Genomic DNA, 16,685 nt, shown 5'->3' with positions numbered 1-16,685 from the left:
GTCTTGTCTCCTTCCCATCGCGGGGCGGGATTGGGTTCTGTCTGTTCTAGCGGATTGGCAGGGTGGCGGCGATGGTCACCCCGAGGGCGCGCCCTGCACCAGTGCATTCCGGGCAGCCGCCACCTCGGCGTCCTGCGCCCTATGGCAGGCCACCGCGTGGTTGCCTCCCGTCGCGGTCAGCACCGGCGCCACCTTGCTGCAGTGGTCGGTCGCAAAGGTGCAGCGCCCGGCAAAGCGGCAGCCCGGCGGCGGAGCGATCGGGCTGGGCGGATCACCCTGCAACCGGATGCGCTCGACCCCGGCCAGCCCGGTTTCCGGCGACGGCACCGCCGAGATCAGCGCCATGGTGTAGGGGTGCATGGGGCTGGTGAAAATCTCACGCCGCGACCCGGTCTCGACGATCTGGCCAAGGTACATCACTGCGATCCGGTCACAGAGGTGCTGCACCACCGCTAGGTCGTGACTGATGAAGAGATAGGAGAGCCCCATCTCGGCCTTGAGCCGCGCCAGCAGGTTCAGGATCTGCGCCTGGATCGCCACGTCCAGCGCCGAGACCGGCTCGTCGCAGACGATCAGCTTGGGGTGCGTCGCCAGCGCGCGGGCAATGCCGATGCGCTGCCGCTGCCCGCCCGAGAACTGGTGCGGAAACAGCGCCTTCTGGTCCGGGCGCAACCCGACCGTCGCGAACAGCTCGTCCACCCGTGCCTCGCGCTCGGCGGGGGTGCCGACCTTCATCAGGTCCAGTGGACGGCGCACGATGGCCCCCACCCGCTCGCGCGGGTTGAGCGAGGCGTAGGGGTCCTGAAACACCACCTGGATATCGCGCCGGGCCCGCCGCATGGCGTCCCCCGCCAGCGTGGTGATGTCCGTCTCGCCCAGCCGCACCTCGCCCGCCGTCGCCTCCACCAGCCGCGCGCAGGCAAGCGCCGCCGTGGTCTTGCCCGACCCGCTCTCGCCGACCAGACCAAAGGCCGTGCCCTCAGGAATATCGAAGCTGACCCCGTCGACGGCGTGGACGACCTTACCCTTGCCGGCAGGGAAATGAACCTTCAGGTCACGAACCGAAAGAGCCGTCATGCCGCCACCTCCTCTTCCAGCCAGCAGGCCACGGCACGGCCCTCCCCGATGCGCGACAGCGCCGGGTCCTGCACCCGGCAGCGCTGCATCGCGTGCGGGCAGCGCGGCGCAAAGGCGCAGCCCGGCGCGCCAAGCTCGCGCGGCGCGGGCACCACGCCCGGGATCTCGAACAGCGGATCGGGCATGTCCGAGGGCGACATGCTGAGGCGCGGAATGCACGAGATCAGCCCGCGCGTGTAGGGATGGCGCGGGTCGCGGATGAACCCGGCAACCGGTCCCTCCTCGATCTTGCGGCCCGCGTACATCACCATGACGCGGTTGGTCATCTGCGCCACCACACCGATGTCGTGGGTGATCAGGATGATCGCCGCACCGATCTTGTCCTGCAGCTCGCGGAACAGGTCAAAGATCTGCGCCTGCACGGTCACGTCCAGCGCCGTGGTCGGCTCGTCCGCGATCAGGATCTTCGGCTCGCAGACCAGTGCGATGGCGATCATCACCCGCTGACGCATCCCGCCCGACAGCTGGTGCGGAAAATTGTGCGCGCGCTGCTCCGGCGAGGGGATGCCGACCAGCTTGAGCATCTCGATCGCCCGATCCCACGCCTCCGCCCGCGAACTGCCGAAATGCACCCGCGCCGTCTCGGCGATCTGTTCGCCCACCGTATAGACCGGGTTCAGCGAGGTCATGGGTTCCTGAAACACCATCGAGATCTCGTTGCCCCGGATGCGGTTCAACTGCTCCTCGGACGCGCCGACAAGGTCCTGACCCTGAAACAGGATCTGCCCGGCCGACACCCGCCCCGGCGGGTTCGGCACCAGCCCCAGCAGCGACAGCGCGGTGATGCTCTTGCCACAGCCGGATTCGCCCACGATGCCTAGCGTCTCGCCCTCGCCGAGGTCGAACGAAAGGTCGCGCACCACGGCGGTTTCCTCGGTCCCCAGCCGGAACGAGATCTCGAGGTCGCGGACGGAAAGAAGGGGGGCGCTCATTGCCGCTGCCTCAGTTTCGGGTTGATGGCGTCGTTCAGGCCGTCGCCGACGAGGCTGATGGCAAGAACGGTGAGGAAGATGGCGAGGCCGGGAAAGGTCACGCCCCACGAACTGTCGAGGATGTAGGGCCGGTTGTCGCCGATCATCCGTCCCCAGCTCATGGCGTTGGGGTCGCTGAGCCCGAGGAAGGAAAGCCCCGCCTCGAACAGGATCGCCGAGCCGATGGAGAGCGCGGCCACCACGATCAGCGGCGGCGCGGCGTTCGGCAGGATCACCTTCCAGATCAACCGCGCATTGCCCGCCCCGATCGAGCGTTCGGCCTTGACGTAGTCCATCTCGCGAATGCGCAGGAACTCGGCCCGGGTCAGCCGCGCGGTCGAGGTCCACGACACGATACCGATGGCCACCGAGATATTCACCAGCGTCGGCCCGAACAGCATGACGACAACCATGGCGAACAGCAGGTTCGGCAGCACCTGAAAGAACTCGGTCACGCGCATCAGCAGGTTGTCGACCCGCCCGCCGAAGAACCCCGCCATCGCCCCTACGGTCACGCCGATCAGCACGGTCAGCACGGCGGCGAAAACGCCGATGGTGATGGTCACCCGCCCGCCGTTGATCAGCCCGGCCAGCAGGTCGCGCCCGAGGTAGTCGGTGCCAAGCACGTACTCGGACTGGCCCGGCGGGGTCAGCGGCATCCACACCATCTCGCGCGGATTGACCGTGTAGAGCGAGGGGCCAACCAGCGAGATCAGGATGATCGCCAGCAGGATGAACAGCCCCGCCATCGCCGAATGGTTGCGGCGGAACATCTGCCAGACCTGCCGGCCCGGCGACACGGCCTTGGGGGGCGGCGGCGCGGTCCGCGCGCGGGAGGGTTCGACCAGTGTCATGCGGTTTTGATCCTCGGGTCGATGCGGCGATAGACGATGTCGGTGAGGATGTTCATCACCACCACCATCAGCGCCGAGAAGAACAGGATGCCAAGCAGCGTGGTGGTGTCGCGGCGCAGGATCGAATCGAAGGCCAGCGTGCCAAGGCCCGGCCAGGCGAACACCGTTTCGACCAGCACCGCGCCCGAGATCACCTGCCCGAACTGGAGCCCGGCAAAGGTGACGACCGGCAGCACCGCGTTCCTGAGCGCGTGCTTGTAGATGACCATCCGCCGCGGCAGCCCCTTGGCCCGCGCGGTGCGCACATAGTCGGTCTGCAGCACCTCGATCATGCTGGCCCGCGACAGGCGGCTGTAGAAGGCAAGATAGATCAGCCCCAGCGTCAGCGCCGGCAGGACAAGGTGGTGCGCCACATCGAGGATGTACCAGAAGGTGCCCTCCGGCACTTCCGAACTGGTCATCCCCGAGATCGGCAGGATCGGGATGGCGACCGAAAGCAGCAGGATCAGCATGATGCCGATCCAGAACACCGGCGCCGAGAACCCGGCCAGCGACAGCACCGTGACAAGATGGCTGAGCAGCGAGTTGCGCCGCTGTGCCGAGAAGACGCCAAGCACGGTGCCGATCACGATGGCCGAGAACAGCGCCGTGGTCACCAGCAGCAGCGTCGGCCCGATCCGGTCGAGGATCAGCGAGGTCACCGGCTGGTCGTAGTAATAGGAATAGCCAAGGTCGCCCTGTGCCACGTTCCAGAGGTACTTGCCGATCTGCACGTAGAGCGGTTGATCCAATCCGAACTGCGCGCGCAGCTCTGCGATCTGCTCGGTTGTGGCCCCGCCCATCTCGCCCACCAGCGCCTCTACCGGGTCTCCCGGTGCGACGTGGATCATCGCGAAGTTCAGGACGAGAACGGCGATCAGCAGGATCACCGTGTTCGCCGTCTTGCCCAGAGTGCCCTTGATCAAGGTCCCTGCTCCCGTTTGCCGTGTTGGAGAGCGGCCGCGCCGGCCGCTCCCTTGGGTCGCGTTACTTGTCGAGGTAGGTGTCATACATCGGCGCCAGCGCACCGAAGGGCGTGTCCGGCATGTTGCCGACCGCGTCGCTGTAGACCGTCGCAGAGAAGTCCTGCGGCATGTAGATGAACACCAGGTCCTGCTGGATGGTCTTCTGCAGCTCGGCATAGAGCGCTTTGCGCTTGTCAAAGTCCACCTCGACCGCCGCCGCATCCAGCAGCTTGTCGACCTCCGGGTTGCAGTAACCCTCGGTGTTCGCCCAGATCACGTTCTTGATGTTGTCGCAGTCAAAGTGACGGTGCACGCCGATGGTCGGGTCCGGGTAGTTGAACGACCCGTTCATGGTCGCCTCGTAATCCCAGCTACTGATCCGCTGGACCCAGGTGCCGAAATCGGGCGCCTTGCGCAGTTCGACCTTGATGTTCAGCTTTTCCAGCTGCGCCTGGATGTACTCGGCCATCGGGACATGCGCCTGCGGCGCCCAGCTCGGCACGTCGAGCACGAAGGAAAAGCGCACACCGTCCTTCACCGGGTAGCCAGCGGCGTCGAGCATCGCGGCGGCCTTGTCCATGTCCGGCTCGTACATCGGCACGTCTGCAGAGTAGAACGGGTTGCCGGTGTGCAGCGGCCCGGTGCCCGGCACGGCCTTGCCTCCGAAGATCACCTTCGACAGGAACCCGGTGTCGATGGCATGAGCCAGCGCCTCGCGGACCTCGCGGTTGCTGAAAGGTTCGTTGCGCAGGTTCATCTCGAAGTAATGGACATAGCCGATGGCGTCATAGCCGTCGGTGGTCAGATTCACGCCCTCGGCCCGCTCGATCCGCGCCACGTCGGTCGGACGGATCCCCGAGAAGGGCGCAAAGTCGATCTCGCCCTTTTCCAGCATCAGCACCCGCGTCAGCGGATCCTTGACCATCGGGTAGACGATCTTGTCGAGGTAGGGCCGTCCCTCGATGAAGAAGTCCTCGTTCTTGACCAGCACGAGGCGCTCCGCCGGGTTGTTCTCCTCGACCTTGAAGGGGCCCGAACCCACCACGTTCTCCATGTTGCGCGGGTGGGTCTTGATGTCCTGCCCGTCGCCATAGACGTGCTTGGGCAGGATCGGCATCAGCAGCGGCTGCATCGACAGCAGCAGGCCCGGAACCGGCTGGTTCAGGTGAATGACCACCGTCTCGGGCGAAGGAACGTCGATCTCGCCGACATTGCCGAACATCGCGGCGCCAAAGGGATGGTTGGCCTTCACCGTTTCCAGCGAGAATTTCACGTCCTCGCCGGTGATCGGCGCACCGTCATGGAACTTGGCCCCGGAGACGAGGTTGAAGGTCACGGTCAGCTGATCGGCAGAGACCTCCCAGTCCTTCGCCAGGTAGGGCTGGATCTTGTAGTCCTGCCCGACCGTCACCAGCCCCGCGAAAATCTGCGAGCCCGGACTGCCGGTTGAAGCACCAGACTGCACCGCCGGATTCAGCGTCCGGTAGCCCGAGGTAAAGGTGGTCAGGGTCCCGCCCGCCTTCGGTTCGGCATGGGCGACGGGCGCAGCCCCCACCGACAGCGCGAGGGCGACAGGCAAAGCGCCTAGGAACGTTCTGGAAAGTCTCTGGAACATGGGTTTTCCCTTGCTGGATGTGGTGAGGGCTATCGTTGTCTGAAAATTTGCCCTCTGATTTTCACAACTCTTGCCGTGAGCCTGAAAAAATGCAACAAATTTTTCACAAGAGCGGAAATCATCTGAAAAACAGGGCAAAAACATGAAATCAGCCGTGGAAAAGAAGAGCTTTGCCGCCGGGTTCGAAAAGAGCCCGAGCGAGCCGGTAGGGCGCCAGATTCGCGAGTTGCGCCGCTCGCGCGGGCTCACCCTCACCGAACTGGCCAACGCCATCGGCCGCTCCGTCGGGCACCTCAGCGAGCTGGAGCGCGGCGTCAGCCCGATCACGCTGGACACCCTCGACAAGATCGCCCGCCGCCTCGACGTCTCGATCAGTTGGTTCTTTTCCGCCCCCTCCCCCGAGGACTCGCCCGAGGCCGATTTCGTGGTCCGCCGGGGCAACCGGCGCGAGATCAACCTCAGCCAGTCGGGCGTGCGCGAGGAGCTTCTTTCTCCCCACCTGACCGGCGGTCTCGAGATGGTGCTGACCACCTTCGCCCCCGGGGCAGGCACCGGCGAGGAAGGCCGCGAGCGCAAGGGCGAGGAAGGCGGGATCGTCATGTCCGGCCAGCTCGAACTCAGGATCGACGGTCAGACCATCCTGCTGGAGGCCGGGGACAGCTTCCAACTGCCCGGCAAGGGCCGTCACTGGTGCCACAACCCCGGCACCGTCGACGCGATCATCGCCTGGTCCTTCAGCAACGCCAACTACTGACCATCCTCCGACAGGGAACCGCGCGATGTCCGAGATCACCGTCTTTACCGCGAAAAAGATCATCACCATGAACGCGCCCATGCCGGAGGCCACCGCGGTCGCCGTGCGTGACGGGCGCATCGTCGAGGTCGGCACGCTCGACACGCTGAAACCCTGGCTCGACGCCCATCCCCACAGCATCGACAACCGTTTTGCCGGGCATGTCCTGATGCCCGGCTTCATCGACCCGCACCTGCACCCGACACTGGGCGCGACCCTCCTGCCCTGTCACTTCATCACCGCGATGGAATGGGTCCTGCCCGACCGCACCTGCGCGCCCGTCACCAGCCACGAGGCCTACCTCGCGCGGCTGGCCGAGGTGGTGGCGAACGAGGGCGCGGACGAAGAGATCGTGGTGACCTGGGGCTTTCACCGCATCTGGCACGGCAATGTCGACCGCGAGGCGCTGAACGCCATTTCGGCGACCAAGCCGATTTTTGTCTGGCAGCGGTCGTTTCACGAGATCATCGCCAATGACGCGGCCATCGCCTGGATGGGCACCGCGCGTGAGGACCTGGAACGCCACCCGCAGATCGACCTCGCCTCGGGGCGGTTCTTTGAAACCGGGCTGGCCGTCGCCGTGCAGGCGATGAACAAGGTCCTGCTGGCGCCGCAGCGCTACATGAAGGGGCTGGAACTGGTTAAGCGCACAGTCCACCTCGGCGGACACACCACCATCGGCGAACTGGCCTATCCGCTGATGAACGACCAGCTGGAATGGCAGGTGCTCAGCATGACGATGGGCGCCAAGGACACGCCCTTCCGCACCAAGATGGTGCCCCGCGCCCTGCAGCGCGGCAACTTCGAGGGCTCGCCCGAGGAAGACGTGCGGCGCGTCGCGGAATATGCCGAGCGCAGCACCGAGAAGATGTTCTTCGGCAACAACATCAAGCTCTTCACCGACGGCGGCTTCTTCGCCGAACTGATGCAGATGCGCGGGCCGGGCTTCATCGACGGGCACCACGGCGAATGGCTGATGGCGCCCGAAGCCTTCGAGACCTACGCCCGCGCCTTCTGGCTGGCGGGCAAGCAGATCCATGTCCACTGCACCGGCGACATGGGATTGGAACTGGCGCTGGACGTGCTGCAAAAGCTGCAGGACGAAAAGCCGCGCTTCAACCACCGCTTTACCATCGAGCATTTCGGCGTGTCGAACCCCGAGCAGGTCCAGCGCATCAAGGATCTCGGCGCCATCGTCTCGGCCAACGTCTACTACGTGCACGAACTGGGCGAGGCCTACTGGCAGAAATCCATCGGGTACGAGCGCGCCAGCCAGATGGCGCGGCTCGGCTCGCTGGAACGCGCGGGCGTCAAATTCGCCCTGCATTCGGATTTCACGATGGCCCCGGCCATGCCCCTGAACTCCGCGTGGGTCGCGGTGAACCGCATCGCCGAGAGCGGTGCGGTGCTCTGCCCCGAGGAGTGCATCTCGGTCGAGGCCGCCATGCGCGCCATCACCATCGACGCTGCCTATGTGCTTGGGATGGAGGATGAGGTCGGCTCGATCCGGGCGGGCAAGAAGGCCGACTTCACCGTGCTGGAACAGGACCCCTTCGCGGTTGACCCCACCGCCCTGCGCGACATCCCGATCTGGGGCACCGTGTTCGAAGGCACCCCCTTCCCCATCGCCTCATGACCCCGCGCATCCCGGTCACGGTCCTCTCGGGCTACCTCGGCTCCGGCAAGACCACCATCGTCAACAGGCGGCTGGCCGAGCCCGGCCCGCTGCGTCTCGCCGTTCTGGTGAACGACTTCGGCGCGGTGAACGTCGACGCCCGGCTGATCGAAGCCGCCGACTCGCCCGTGGTCGAACTCGCCAACGGCTGCGTCTGCTGTTCCATCGGCGATGACCTCGGGGCCGCGCTGGACGCGGTCGCCGCCCTGCCGCAGCCACCCGACCATGTCCTGCTCGAGGCCAGCGGCGTCGCCGATCCCGCCCGCATCGCCATGACGGTGGGCTACTGGCCCGGCTTCCGGCTGGACGCCATCGTCGTCGCCGCCGATGCCGAAACCGTCCGCAAGCGCGCGCAGGACAAGTACGTGGGAAACCTCGTCCGCCAGCAACTGGCGAGCGCCGACCTCATCGCGCTGACCAAGACCGACCTGCTCTACGAACATCAGGCCGACGACCTGCAGGCGTGGCTGGCGCTGGTCGCGCCGCGCGCCCGGCTGGTCGAAACCCAGTTCGGCAATATCCCGAACGCCCTGCTGATCGGTCAGGCGTCCCCGTCGCCGACCGCCCCCGGTTACCACGGCAGCCACGCCGACATCTTCGTGACGGCGACCCTTAACCCCGAAACGCCGGTGAACCTGCCGCGCCTCAAGGCGGCGCTCGACGCGCTGCCCGAGACGGTGCACCGCGTGAAGGGCCTCGTCGAAGACGCCGAGAGCGGTGAAACCGTGCTCGTCCAGTCCGTCGGCGCACGGCACGAGATCACCCCTGCGCCGGGGCTTGCGCCCACCGGCCTCGTCCTCATCGCGCCGCGCCCCACCGCCTCGCTCGACGCGGCGGTGGAAGCCCTCAGCCGCGCCTGCACCGAACCGGCGGACTGAGCGCGGCGGTCAGCCGTTCCACAGGAACTCCACCGCGCGCGCGAGGAAGGGCGCGATGGCCTGCCCGTGTCCGGCCTCCGGTATCTCGACAAAGCGCGCGCCCAGCACCTCGGACATGCGATGTGCGCGCCCCCACATGTCGCGGTCGCGCAGGCGCTCCACCCGGTCGGCATCTGCACCGGCGGCCTCTGCCGCGTCCCCCGCCTCGTATTCGCCCACGGCAATCAGCGTCGCGGGGCCGTCCGGCGCCGCCGTGGCAAAGAATCCCTCAGGATCGGTCCAGATCGACGGGCTGCCCGCCGCGATGTGGCTGAAGAGCCCCGGCCGCTGCGCCCGCGCGCGCAGGGCAAAGGCCCCGCCAAAGCTGTGACCGGCCAACATCCGGTGCGACGGGTCCAGCGGCAAGGCATTGGCGACGCGCGGCAGGATCTCCTCCGCGACCACCCGCAGGGTCGCCGCAGACCCCGGCCCCTCCCCGGCCTCGCCGACGAGGTCGGGCCCTCGCCGCTCGAAATCACCCAGCGTATCGGTCGGCCAGCCCACGCCCACGATCACCGTGGGCCGGCTGGCATCACCCCGCCCCGCCCCCAGCAGCCCCGCGACATCGCGCAGCGTGCCAAAGGTCCAGGCGGCGTCCATCGCCACGATCAACCCGTACCCCTCGGGCGGGGCTGGCGCGGTCGGAGCGGCGACGAGCACGCGGAAAGGCGCATCCTCTGGGCCAACGTCGAAGGTCGTGACCCCGGCAGGCGCCCAAGCGGTTCCAAGCCCACGGGCAGTTGAAGACGTGAAACCGGCGGCGTCTCCGCCACCGGCTCCGGTTCCTGTTTCGGCTGTGGCATCCGCCATGGCTCTGATCTTTCCGCTGTCTTCAGAACGCCTTGCTGAAGGCGACCTCGAAGGTGCGGGGCGCGCCACGGAAGTTGAAGACCGAGGTGCTGCCGACGCGGGCATAGTAGTCCTTGTCGAACAGGTTGGAGACACCGAGGCGCACCAGCGCGCCGTTGCCCAGCGACTTCTTGGTCATCAGGTCGACCACGCCATAGCCCGGCGCCTCGATCCCGCGGGACGAGAAGGACGACATGACCGTCACCCGCCCCCCGACGCTCCAGCCCGCCAGCGCACCCTGCTGAATGTCGTACATGGTCTGCAGCTTGAGCATGTGATCCGGCGTGTAGGTCGAGAAGATCTCGCCCTCGCTGGTGCCGTTCAGGTACTCGGTGTCGGTGTAGGTATAGCCCGCCGCGACGTGCAGCCCCTCGAGCAGTTCACCCGAGGCTTCCGCCTCGAACCCGCGCGAACGGACTTCCTCGCCCGCCACGTAGTAGCTCTCGCCGTCCACGGCCACCGGGCGGTTGACCTCTGTCAGATCGAACAGCGCCGCCGAGACGTTGACCGCGTTCCAGACCCGCGCCTTGACGCCGATCTCGTACTGCTGCCCCTCGACCGGATCGAGCAGGCTGCCGCCGGAATCCACCTCGGACTGCGGGATGAAGATCTCCGAGTAGCTCGCGTAGAGCGTCGTCGAGGGCGACAGGTCATAGGTCATGCCCGCGAAGGGCGTGACATGGCCAGACACGTCGTAGTTGTCCTCGCTGGTGGTGCCGGTGATGGTGCCCGAGCTCACGCTGTAGGCGGTCGAGGTGCCTTCATACCAGCTGACCCGCGCGCCGCCGATCAGCGTCAGGGCGTCGTTCGGCTTCAGGCGAAGCTGCGAATAGATCCCCTTCGAGGTCGTCTCGGTATCGGTCCGCGAGGTGTAGGAAACGTCCGGGCGCGCCACGTCGGACACGTCCCAGTCATCCAGATCCCACGAGCCCGAGATCACGCCCGAAGCCTGGTAGGCCGTGCTGCTGACCTTCTGCCAGTCTGCACCGACGATGGCATTGGCTTCCCAGCCGCCGAGGAAGAAGGGAATGTCGGCGTGCACGTCCAGCGCAAGGCTGTCCTGGTCAAAGTCGCGCCCCAGCCAGCGCAGGCTGGAAATGGTGTTGTCCGAGGCCGCCGCCGAGCCCGAGTAGGCATAGAGGAAATCCGCGTCCTGATAGGACTGCCGAGCCGAGAATTTCAGCCGCGTCCCATTGGCGAAACGGTGCTCCAGCGCCAGCACGGCGTCATTGGTCTCGTTGTCGAACTGGTTCCAGTCGGCGGCGGTCGTCGCGTCGACATCGGTCCAGATCAGCGAGTTGTCGGCATAGCTCGGCAGGCCGTTGTAGGGCGAGATGTCCCGCTCCATGTGGCTCAGCGAGAAGGTCAGCGTGGTGTCGGGCGAGATGTCCCAGGCCAGCGTACCGTAGATCGAGGTCACACCGTTCTCGGACATGTCGATGAAGCTGTCGCCGTCGCCATAGGCCACCACAGCCCGGCCCCGCACGGTGCCCGACTCGTTCAGCGCGCCCGCAACGTCGACTTCGCCGCGATACTGCCCGTTCGAGTCCGCCGAGAAGGTGTAATAGCCCTTCCGGGCGACCGAGGTCGCCTGCTTGAGGCGCATGTTGATCGCGCCCGCCGGCTCACCGGTGCCGATGAACAGGCCGGCGGGGCCCTTCAGCACTTCGACGTGGTCGACGATCGAAAGGTCGGGCTGGGTGCCGTAGATCGAGCTCACCGGCGCGGGCAGACCGTCGAAGTAGAGATAGTCGAACTCGTACCCGCGCGAGAAGATCGAGGAGCGGCCCACGTCGTTGTTCAGGATCATGATGCCCGGAGCGTCGGCCAGCGCCTCCTCCAGCGCGGTGTAACCGCCGTCCTTGATCTGGGCGTTGGTGATCACGGTGGTCGACTGTGGCACCTCGCGCGGGCTCACCGCCGCCTTCTCGCCGACCGAGATCAGATCGGTCGCATAGCTGTCGGAGTCCTCGGTCTCGTAGCTCGACGACTTGACGATGATGGGTTCCAGATCGACGGCATCCTGCGCCAGCGCGGGGCCGGCCAGGGCCGTGCTCGCCAGCAGGGCAAGATGGAGGGGAGTACGCGCGTGGTTCGCCATTTCCGTTCCTTGATATTCTGACTATTTTTATATACTTTTATGAGGTGCACACGGTTTCCGCCACGTCCGAACCTTTTCGAACCCGCCAGATTTCTGCTCGCGCGCGCCAAATTCACCGGGAAACCGCCACATGACCTCACAGATCCGCCTGTCCGATATCGCCCCGGCCTCGCCCGTCGACTCCGGTTTCGGCACGCGCCAGCCGATGGAACAGGTGGTTCTGGCGGGCAAGCGGGCCCGTGCGGACATGCCCTCCGGCATGACGGTCAAGATCTTCGACGCGGTCACCGTCTCCGACTTCGAAACCACCGTCACGCGGCCCGCAAACGTGATCCTGCACTACGTGCTCGAAGGCCGGATCGACGCCGAACTCGACGGCATGCCGCTGCAACTGTCCCGCGCGCCCGACGCCCCGGTCCGCCTTGCGCTCACGGCCCTGCGCCGCCCCGCGCGCTTCTGCCGGCGCGGCACCGCGGGCGAACGGCTGCGCAACATCGCCGTGGTGCTGTCCTGGGACTTTCTCGAAGCGCGCGGCGTCACCCGCGACAGCCTCATGGGCAAGCGCGACGTGCTGCTGCGCGAATGGTCCGCCCTGCCCCCGGACGAGGCCGCGGCCGAAGCCCTGATGGCGCTCCAGCCCGGTCCGGGACGGCTCACGCCCTCGCAGATCATGGCGCTGGAAAGCTTCGGCATGTCGCAGGCCCACGGTGTCCTCCAGCGCCTGCTGGAGGAAGACGAGGCGCTTTCGCCGCGCGAACAGACCAGCCTCGCCCGGATGGAGGCCCATGCCCTGCGCCCCGGCCCGATGGCCTCGATCACCGACATCGCCGGTGCGGGCGCGATGAGCGTGTCCTCGGCCCGCCGCCTGTTCCGGCGCGCCCACGGGCTGCCGGTCATGGTCTACCTGCGCCAGCTCCGCCTCGCCCGCGCCGATGCCGCCCTGCGCGCCGGGGCGAACGTGTCCGAGGCCACCCGGCTCGCGGGCTACGAAACCGCCGAGGCCTTTGCCACCGCCTACCGCAACTGGTCGGGCCACAGCCCCTCGCAGACCCGGCGCAGCGCTCCGCGCACCTGAGGCGCCCCCGGCGACTGCCCCCTTTTCATTCCCTGCGTGCGCCGATACCGCTCTCTCCGGGTGCGGGAACTGGAAAAGTTTGCGCGCGTCAAATATCTTTGAAATGATCGGCGGGAGGGCCGGTCAGGTCAGCGGGGGAGATCACGGATAGAATGGACGAGCCGAAGATCAGGAACATGGAAGACTTCGCCACTGTCAGCGGCATCTCGCGCCCGACGGTCTCGAAGTACTTCAACGATCCTCAGAGCGTCCGCGAATCCACCCGCCAGCGGATCGAGGCGGCGCTGGAGAAGTTCGACTACCGCCCCAACATGTACGCGGTGAACCAGAACCGGCGGCTGACCAAGAACGTCGGCATCGTGGTGCCCTACCTCGCCGACCCCTTCTTCGCCGAGATCGCCCGCAACATCGAGAATCTGGTGATCGAAACCGGGTTCCGCCCCATCCTGCTCAGCTCGCACGGCGACCCGCAGCAGGAGATCAACAACATCGAAAGCCTTCGCTCGATCAAGCCCGCCGGGGTGCTGATGGCCCCCCTCGGCCGCCTCTCGGACCGCGAGCAGATCCGGGCCTTCTGCGACGACGTGCCGACCGTCCTCTTTGACAACAGCATCGAGAGCGCGGGCGAGGCCTTCTTCGGCATGGACAACGAGCAGAGCATCGGCCTGATCGTCGACTACCTGTGCCGCACCGGCGAACCGCCGGTCTTCTTCGAGATGCGCACCCCGCCCAACCCCAACGCCTTCAAGCGGCGCAACGCCTACAAGGGCAAAATGGAGCGGCTGGGCCTCGAACCGGTCATGCTTCAGGTCGAGGGCGAAGGCTGGGACTTCGAACAGATCGGCTTCAACGGCGCCAGCCGGCTGATCTCCGAGGGCCGTCTGCCCACCAACACCGTGCTCTGCAGCAACGACCGCCTCGCCATCGGCTTCCTCTCGGCGGCGTTCGAACTCGGCCGCAAGGTCGGGATCGAGCCGGACTGCACCCTGCGCGTCGCCGGGCACGACGACCACCCCTTCTCGCGCTTCACCTGCCCCCGGCTGACCACCGTCTCGCAGGATTACACCTCGATCGCGCAAAAGAGCGTCGAGACCCTTTTCTCCCTGATCGATTCGGGACAGCGCGCGCCCTCGCGCGTCACCACGCTGTTCGACGGCCGGCTGGTCATGCGCGGTTCGGCCTAAGCGGTTGCCTTTTCTGGCAGAAAGCTAAAAATTTACGCGCGTAAAAAATAAATTGACTGCGCGCCGCGTTTTCCACTAGCGTTTCCGGCACCACATCCAATCAAGGGAGGAGACGGATGTACCTCAAGCACGCATTCCGCGCGGCGACGGCCATGGCATTGCTGGCCGGCACCGGAGCGATGGCCGAGACCCTGACAATCGCGACCGTGAACAACGGCGACATGATCCGCATGCAGGGACTGACAGAAGATTTCACCAAGAAAACAGGCCACGAAGTCGAATGGGTCACCCTGGAAGAGAACGTGCTGCGCCAGCGCGTCACCCAGGACATCGCCGCCAAGGGCGGCCAGTTCGACATCATGACCATCGGCATGTACGAAACCCCGATCTGGGGCAAGCAGGGCTGGCTGGTCGCGCTCGACGACCTCCCCGCCGAGTATGACGTGGACGACATCCTGCCCGCCATGCGCGGCGGCCTGTCGGTCGACGGCACGCTCTACGCGGCGCCGTTCTACGGCGAAAGCTCGATGATCATGTACCGCACCGACCTGATGGAAAAGGCCGGTCTGGAAATGCCCGACGCCCCCACCTGGGAGTTCGTCGCGGACGCCGCCCGCAAGATGACCGACAAGGACAACGAGATCTACGGCATCTGCCTGCGCGGCAAGGCCGGCTGGGGCGAGAACATGGCCTTCCTGACCGCCATGTCCAACTCCTTCGGCGCGCGCTGGTTCGACATGGACTGGAAACCCCAGTTCGATACCCAGCCGTGGAAGGACACGCTGAACTTCTACCTCGACCTGATGAACGAAGCCGGCCCTCCGGGCGCGTCCACCAACGGCTTCAACGAAAACCTCTCGCTGTTCCAGCAGGGCAAGTGCGGGATGTGGATCGACGCGACCGTCGCCGCCTCCTTCGTGACCAACCCCAACGACTCGACCGTGGCCGACAAGGTCGGCTTTGCCCTCGCGCCGGATACCGGCCTCGGCAAGCGCGGCAACTGGCTCTGGGCCTGGGCACTGGCGATCCCCGCAGGCACCCAGAAAGAGGCCGCAGCCAAGGAGTTCATCGAGTGGGCGACCTCCAAGGAATATCTCGACCTCGTGGCCTCGAAAGAGGGCTGGGCCAACGTGCCCCCGGGCAGCCGGACCTCGCTCTACGAGAACCCGGAGTACGCCAAGGTGCCCTTCGCCAAGATGACGCTCGACAGCATCAACGCGGCTGACCCGACCCATCCGGCAGTCGACGAGGTGCCCTACATCGGCGTCCAATTCGTCGCGATCCCGGAATTCGCGGGCATCGCCACCCAGGTCGGCCAGGAGTTCTCGGCCGCTCTTGCAGGACAACAGACGGCAGACGAGGCCCTCGAGAAGGCCCAGTCCATGACTGCCGAAGAGATGGAAGCCGCAGGCTACTAGCGCTTTCCTCCCTGCCGGGGTGCGGTGCTCCGCGCCGCCCCCGGCTCTTTCAAGACCTTAAAACGCCCGCCCCGGACGGTCCGTCCGTCACCAGAGGAGGTGCACCATGGCGACCCGGCATTCCCGATCCGCCGCGCGACTGATGATGGCCCCCGCGGTCATCCTCCTGCTCGGCTGGATGCTCGTTCCCCTCATCATGACCCTCTACTTCTCGTTCAAGAAGTACCTGCCCCTGCGCGGTGGCGATCTGGGCTGGGCCGGGTTCGACAACTACATCCGCTTCGTGACCTCCAGCGCCTTCTGGCCCAGCGTCCTGACCACGCTCTGGATCGTCGGCGGCGTGCTGATCATCACCATCGTCCTCGGGGTGCTCCTCGCGATCCTGCTGGATCAGCCCATGTGGGGTCAGGGCATCGTCCGCATCCTCGTGATCGCGCCCTTCTTCGTCATGCCCACCGTCTCGGCGCTGGTCTGGAAGAACATGTTCATGGACCCCGTGAACGGCCTCTTCGCGCACCTCTGGAAATTCTTCGGCGCCGAGCCCATCGTCTGGCTCAGCGACGCCTCGGTCTTCTCGATCATCCTGATCGTCTCGTGGCAGTGGCTGCCCTTCGCCACGCTGATCCTGCTGACCGCGATCCAGTCGCTGGACGCGGAACAGCTGGAGGCCGCCGAAATGGACGGCGCACCGGTGCTGTCGCGCTTCGTCTACATCACCCTGCCCCACCTCAGCCGCGCGATCACCATCGTGATCCTGATCCAGACCATCTTCCTGCTGGCGGTCTTCGCCGAGATCTTCGTCACCACCCAGGGTTCCTTCGGAACCCGGACACTGACCTACCTGATCTACCAGCGCGTGCTGGAAAGCCAGAACGTCGGCCTCGGCTCGGCAGGCGGCGTCTACGCCATCATCCTCGCCAACATCATCGCCATGTTCCTCATGCGCATCGTCGGGAAGAACCTCGATGCCTAACGCTGCCCTCCCCGTCCCGGGCCTGCCCCGGGACCCCGCACCAAACGCGCGCCCAACCACCCGAGGCCCCGGCGCCAAGCCCGGGCGCGCCACCCACCCCGTCCCGGGCCAGACCCGGG

At 66.3% G+C, this 16,685-nt stretch carries 14 protein-coding genes; 7 read left to right on the top strand and 7 right to left on the bottom strand.

Annotated features, from left to right (window positions below):
* Positions 1-75: 75 nt before the first annotated feature.
* The 5 genes from DDT93_RS00075 to DDT93_RS00055 form a co-directional block, all read right to left on the bottom strand.
* Positions 76-1,077, bottom strand: coding sequence for an ABC transporter ATP-binding protein (locus DDT93_RS00075; protein WP_109463760.1), 1,002 nt, complete (start codon positions 1,075-1,077; stop codon positions 76-78).
* Positions 1,074-2,069 carry an ABC transporter ATP-binding protein gene (locus DDT93_RS00070; protein WP_109463759.1) on the bottom strand — a complete coding sequence of 332 codons (996 nt, stop codon included), beginning with the start codon at positions 2,067-2,069 and terminating at the stop codon, positions 1,074-1,076. Before DDT93_RS00070 ends, DDT93_RS00075 begins: the two co-directional genes overlap by 4 nt.
* Complete coding sequence (locus DDT93_RS00065) at positions 2,066-2,962, bottom strand: ABC transporter permease (protein ID WP_109463758.1); 897 nt, start codon at positions 2,960-2,962, stop codon at positions 2,066-2,068. Before DDT93_RS00065 ends, DDT93_RS00070 begins: the two co-directional genes overlap by 4 nt.
* Complete coding sequence (locus tag DDT93_RS00060; protein WP_232825328.1) at positions 2,959-3,927, bottom strand: ABC transporter permease; 969 nt, start codon at positions 3,925-3,927, stop codon at positions 2,959-2,961. The genes DDT93_RS00065 and DDT93_RS00060 overlap by 4 nt, the downstream gene beginning before the upstream one ends.
* Positions 3,928-3,988: 61 nt before the next feature.
* Complete coding sequence (locus DDT93_RS00055) at positions 3,989-5,581, bottom strand: ABC transporter substrate-binding protein (protein WP_157960051.1); 1,593 nt, start codon at positions 5,579-5,581, stop codon at positions 3,989-3,991.
* A 142-nt stretch (positions 5,582-5,723) separates the two neighbouring features.
* On the opposite strand from DDT93_RS00055, the gene DDT93_RS26340 reads away from it, so the two are divergent.
* Genes DDT93_RS26340 through DDT93_RS00035 form a run of 3 tightly spaced genes read left to right on the top strand, consistent with a single transcriptional unit; the run spans position 5,724 to position 8,927 of the window.
* Positions 5,724-6,335 carry a helix-turn-helix domain-containing protein gene (locus tag DDT93_RS26340; RefSeq protein WP_157960050.1) on the top strand — a complete coding sequence of 204 codons (612 nt, stop codon included), beginning with the start codon at positions 5,724-5,726 and terminating at the stop codon, positions 6,333-6,335.
* 25 nt (positions 6,336-6,360) lie between these two features.
* Positions 6,361-8,010 (top strand): amidohydrolase, encoded by a 1,650-nt coding sequence (locus tag DDT93_RS00040; RefSeq protein ID WP_109463755.1) that lies wholly within the window; start codon positions 6,361-6,363, stop codon positions 8,008-8,010.
* Positions 8,007-8,927, top strand: coding sequence for a CobW family GTP-binding protein (locus tag DDT93_RS00035; protein ID WP_109463754.1), 921 nt, complete (start codon positions 8,007-8,009; stop codon positions 8,925-8,927). Before DDT93_RS00040 ends, DDT93_RS00035 begins: the two co-directional genes overlap by 4 nt.
* 9 nt (positions 8,928-8,936) lie before the next feature.
* On the opposite strand, the gene DDT93_RS00030 is transcribed toward DDT93_RS00035, so the two are convergent.
* On the bottom strand, positions 8,937-9,776 hold the full coding sequence (locus DDT93_RS00030; protein ID WP_109463753.1) for an alpha/beta hydrolase: 840 nt from the start codon (positions 9,774-9,776) through the stop codon (positions 8,937-8,939).
* A gap of 22 nt (positions 9,777-9,798) precedes the next feature.
* Positions 9,799-11,916, bottom strand: coding sequence for a TonB-dependent siderophore receptor (locus DDT93_RS00025; protein ID WP_109463752.1), 2,118 nt, complete (start codon positions 11,914-11,916; stop codon positions 9,799-9,801).
* A 130-nt stretch (positions 11,917-12,046) separates the two neighbouring features.
* On the opposite strand from DDT93_RS00025, the gene DDT93_RS00020 reads away from it, so the two are divergent.
* The 4 genes from DDT93_RS00020 (at position 12,047) to DDT93_RS00005 (ending at position 16,566) form a co-directional block, all read left to right on the top strand.
* A complete protein-coding gene (locus DDT93_RS00020) occupies positions 12,047-12,991 on the top strand; it encodes a helix-turn-helix transcriptional regulator (protein WP_109463751.1) in 945 nt (314 codons plus the stop codon).
* A 152-nt stretch (positions 12,992-13,143) separates the two neighbouring features.
* The gene (locus DDT93_RS00015; RefSeq protein ID WP_109463750.1) at positions 13,144-14,175 is read left to right on the top strand and encodes a LacI family DNA-binding transcriptional regulator; all 1,032 of its coding nucleotides are present in this window, start codon (positions 13,144-13,146) and stop codon (positions 14,173-14,175) included.
* Positions 14,176-14,291: 116 nt separating this feature from the next.
* Positions 14,292-15,593, top strand: coding sequence for an ABC transporter substrate-binding protein (locus DDT93_RS00010; RefSeq protein ID WP_109463749.1), 1,302 nt, complete (start codon positions 14,292-14,294; stop codon positions 15,591-15,593).
* Positions 15,594-15,699: 106 nt separating this feature from the next.
* Positions 15,700-16,566, top strand: coding sequence for a carbohydrate ABC transporter permease (locus tag DDT93_RS00005; RefSeq protein ID WP_109463748.1), 867 nt, complete (start codon positions 15,700-15,702; stop codon positions 16,564-16,566).
* Positions 16,567-16,685 lie beyond the last annotated feature (119 nt).

Source organism: Albibacillus kandeliae (assembly GCF_003116585.1).
GTDB classification, from domain to species: Bacteria; Pseudomonadota; Alphaproteobacteria; order Rhodobacterales; family Rhodobacteraceae; genus Albibacillus; species Albibacillus kandeliae.
This window is presented reverse-complemented; position numbering and strand designations above follow the sequence as displayed.

Coding starts and splice junctions, on each gene's coding strand:
- DDT93_RS00075 (WP_109463760.1), bottom strand. CDS start 1,077: ATGACGGCTCTTTCGGTTCGTGACCTGAAGGTTCATTTCCCTGCCGGC.
- DDT93_RS00070 (WP_109463759.1), bottom strand. CDS start 2,069: ATGAGCGCCCCCCTTCTTTCCGTCCGCGACCTCGAGATCTCGTTCCGG.
- DDT93_RS00065 (WP_109463758.1), bottom strand. CDS start 2,962: ATGACACTGGTCGAACCCTCCCGCGCGCGGACCGCGCCGCCGCCCCCC.
- DDT93_RS00055 (WP_157960051.1), bottom strand. CDS start 5,581: ATGTTCCAGAGACTTTCCAGAACGTTCCTAGGCGCTTTGCCTGTCGCC.
- DDT93_RS26340 (WP_157960050.1), top strand. CDS start 5,724: ATGAAATCAGCCGTGGAAAAGAAGAGCTTTGCCGCCGGGTTCGAAAAG.
- DDT93_RS00040 (WP_109463755.1), top strand. CDS start 6,361: ATGTCCGAGATCACCGTCTTTACCGCGAAAAAGATCATCACCATGAAC.
- DDT93_RS00035 (WP_109463754.1), top strand. CDS start 8,007: ATGACCCCGCGCATCCCGGTCACGGTCCTCTCGGGCTACCTCGGCTCC.
- DDT93_RS00030 (WP_109463753.1), bottom strand. CDS start 9,776: ATGGCGGATGCCACAGCCGAAACAGGAACCGGAGCCGGTGGCGGAGAC.
- DDT93_RS00025 (WP_109463752.1), bottom strand. CDS start 11,916: ATGGCGAACCACGCGCGTACTCCCCTCCATCTTGCCCTGCTGGCGAGC.
- DDT93_RS00020 (WP_109463751.1), top strand. CDS start 12,047: ATGACCTCACAGATCCGCCTGTCCGATATCGCCCCGGCCTCGCCCGTC.
- DDT93_RS00015 (WP_109463750.1), top strand. CDS start 13,144: ATGGACGAGCCGAAGATCAGGAACATGGAAGACTTCGCCACTGTCAGC.
- DDT93_RS00010 (WP_109463749.1), top strand. CDS start 14,292: ATGTACCTCAAGCACGCATTCCGCGCGGCGACGGCCATGGCATTGCTG.
- DDT93_RS00005 (WP_109463748.1), top strand. CDS start 15,700: ATGGCGACCCGGCATTCCCGATCCGCCGCGCGACTGATGATGGCCCCC.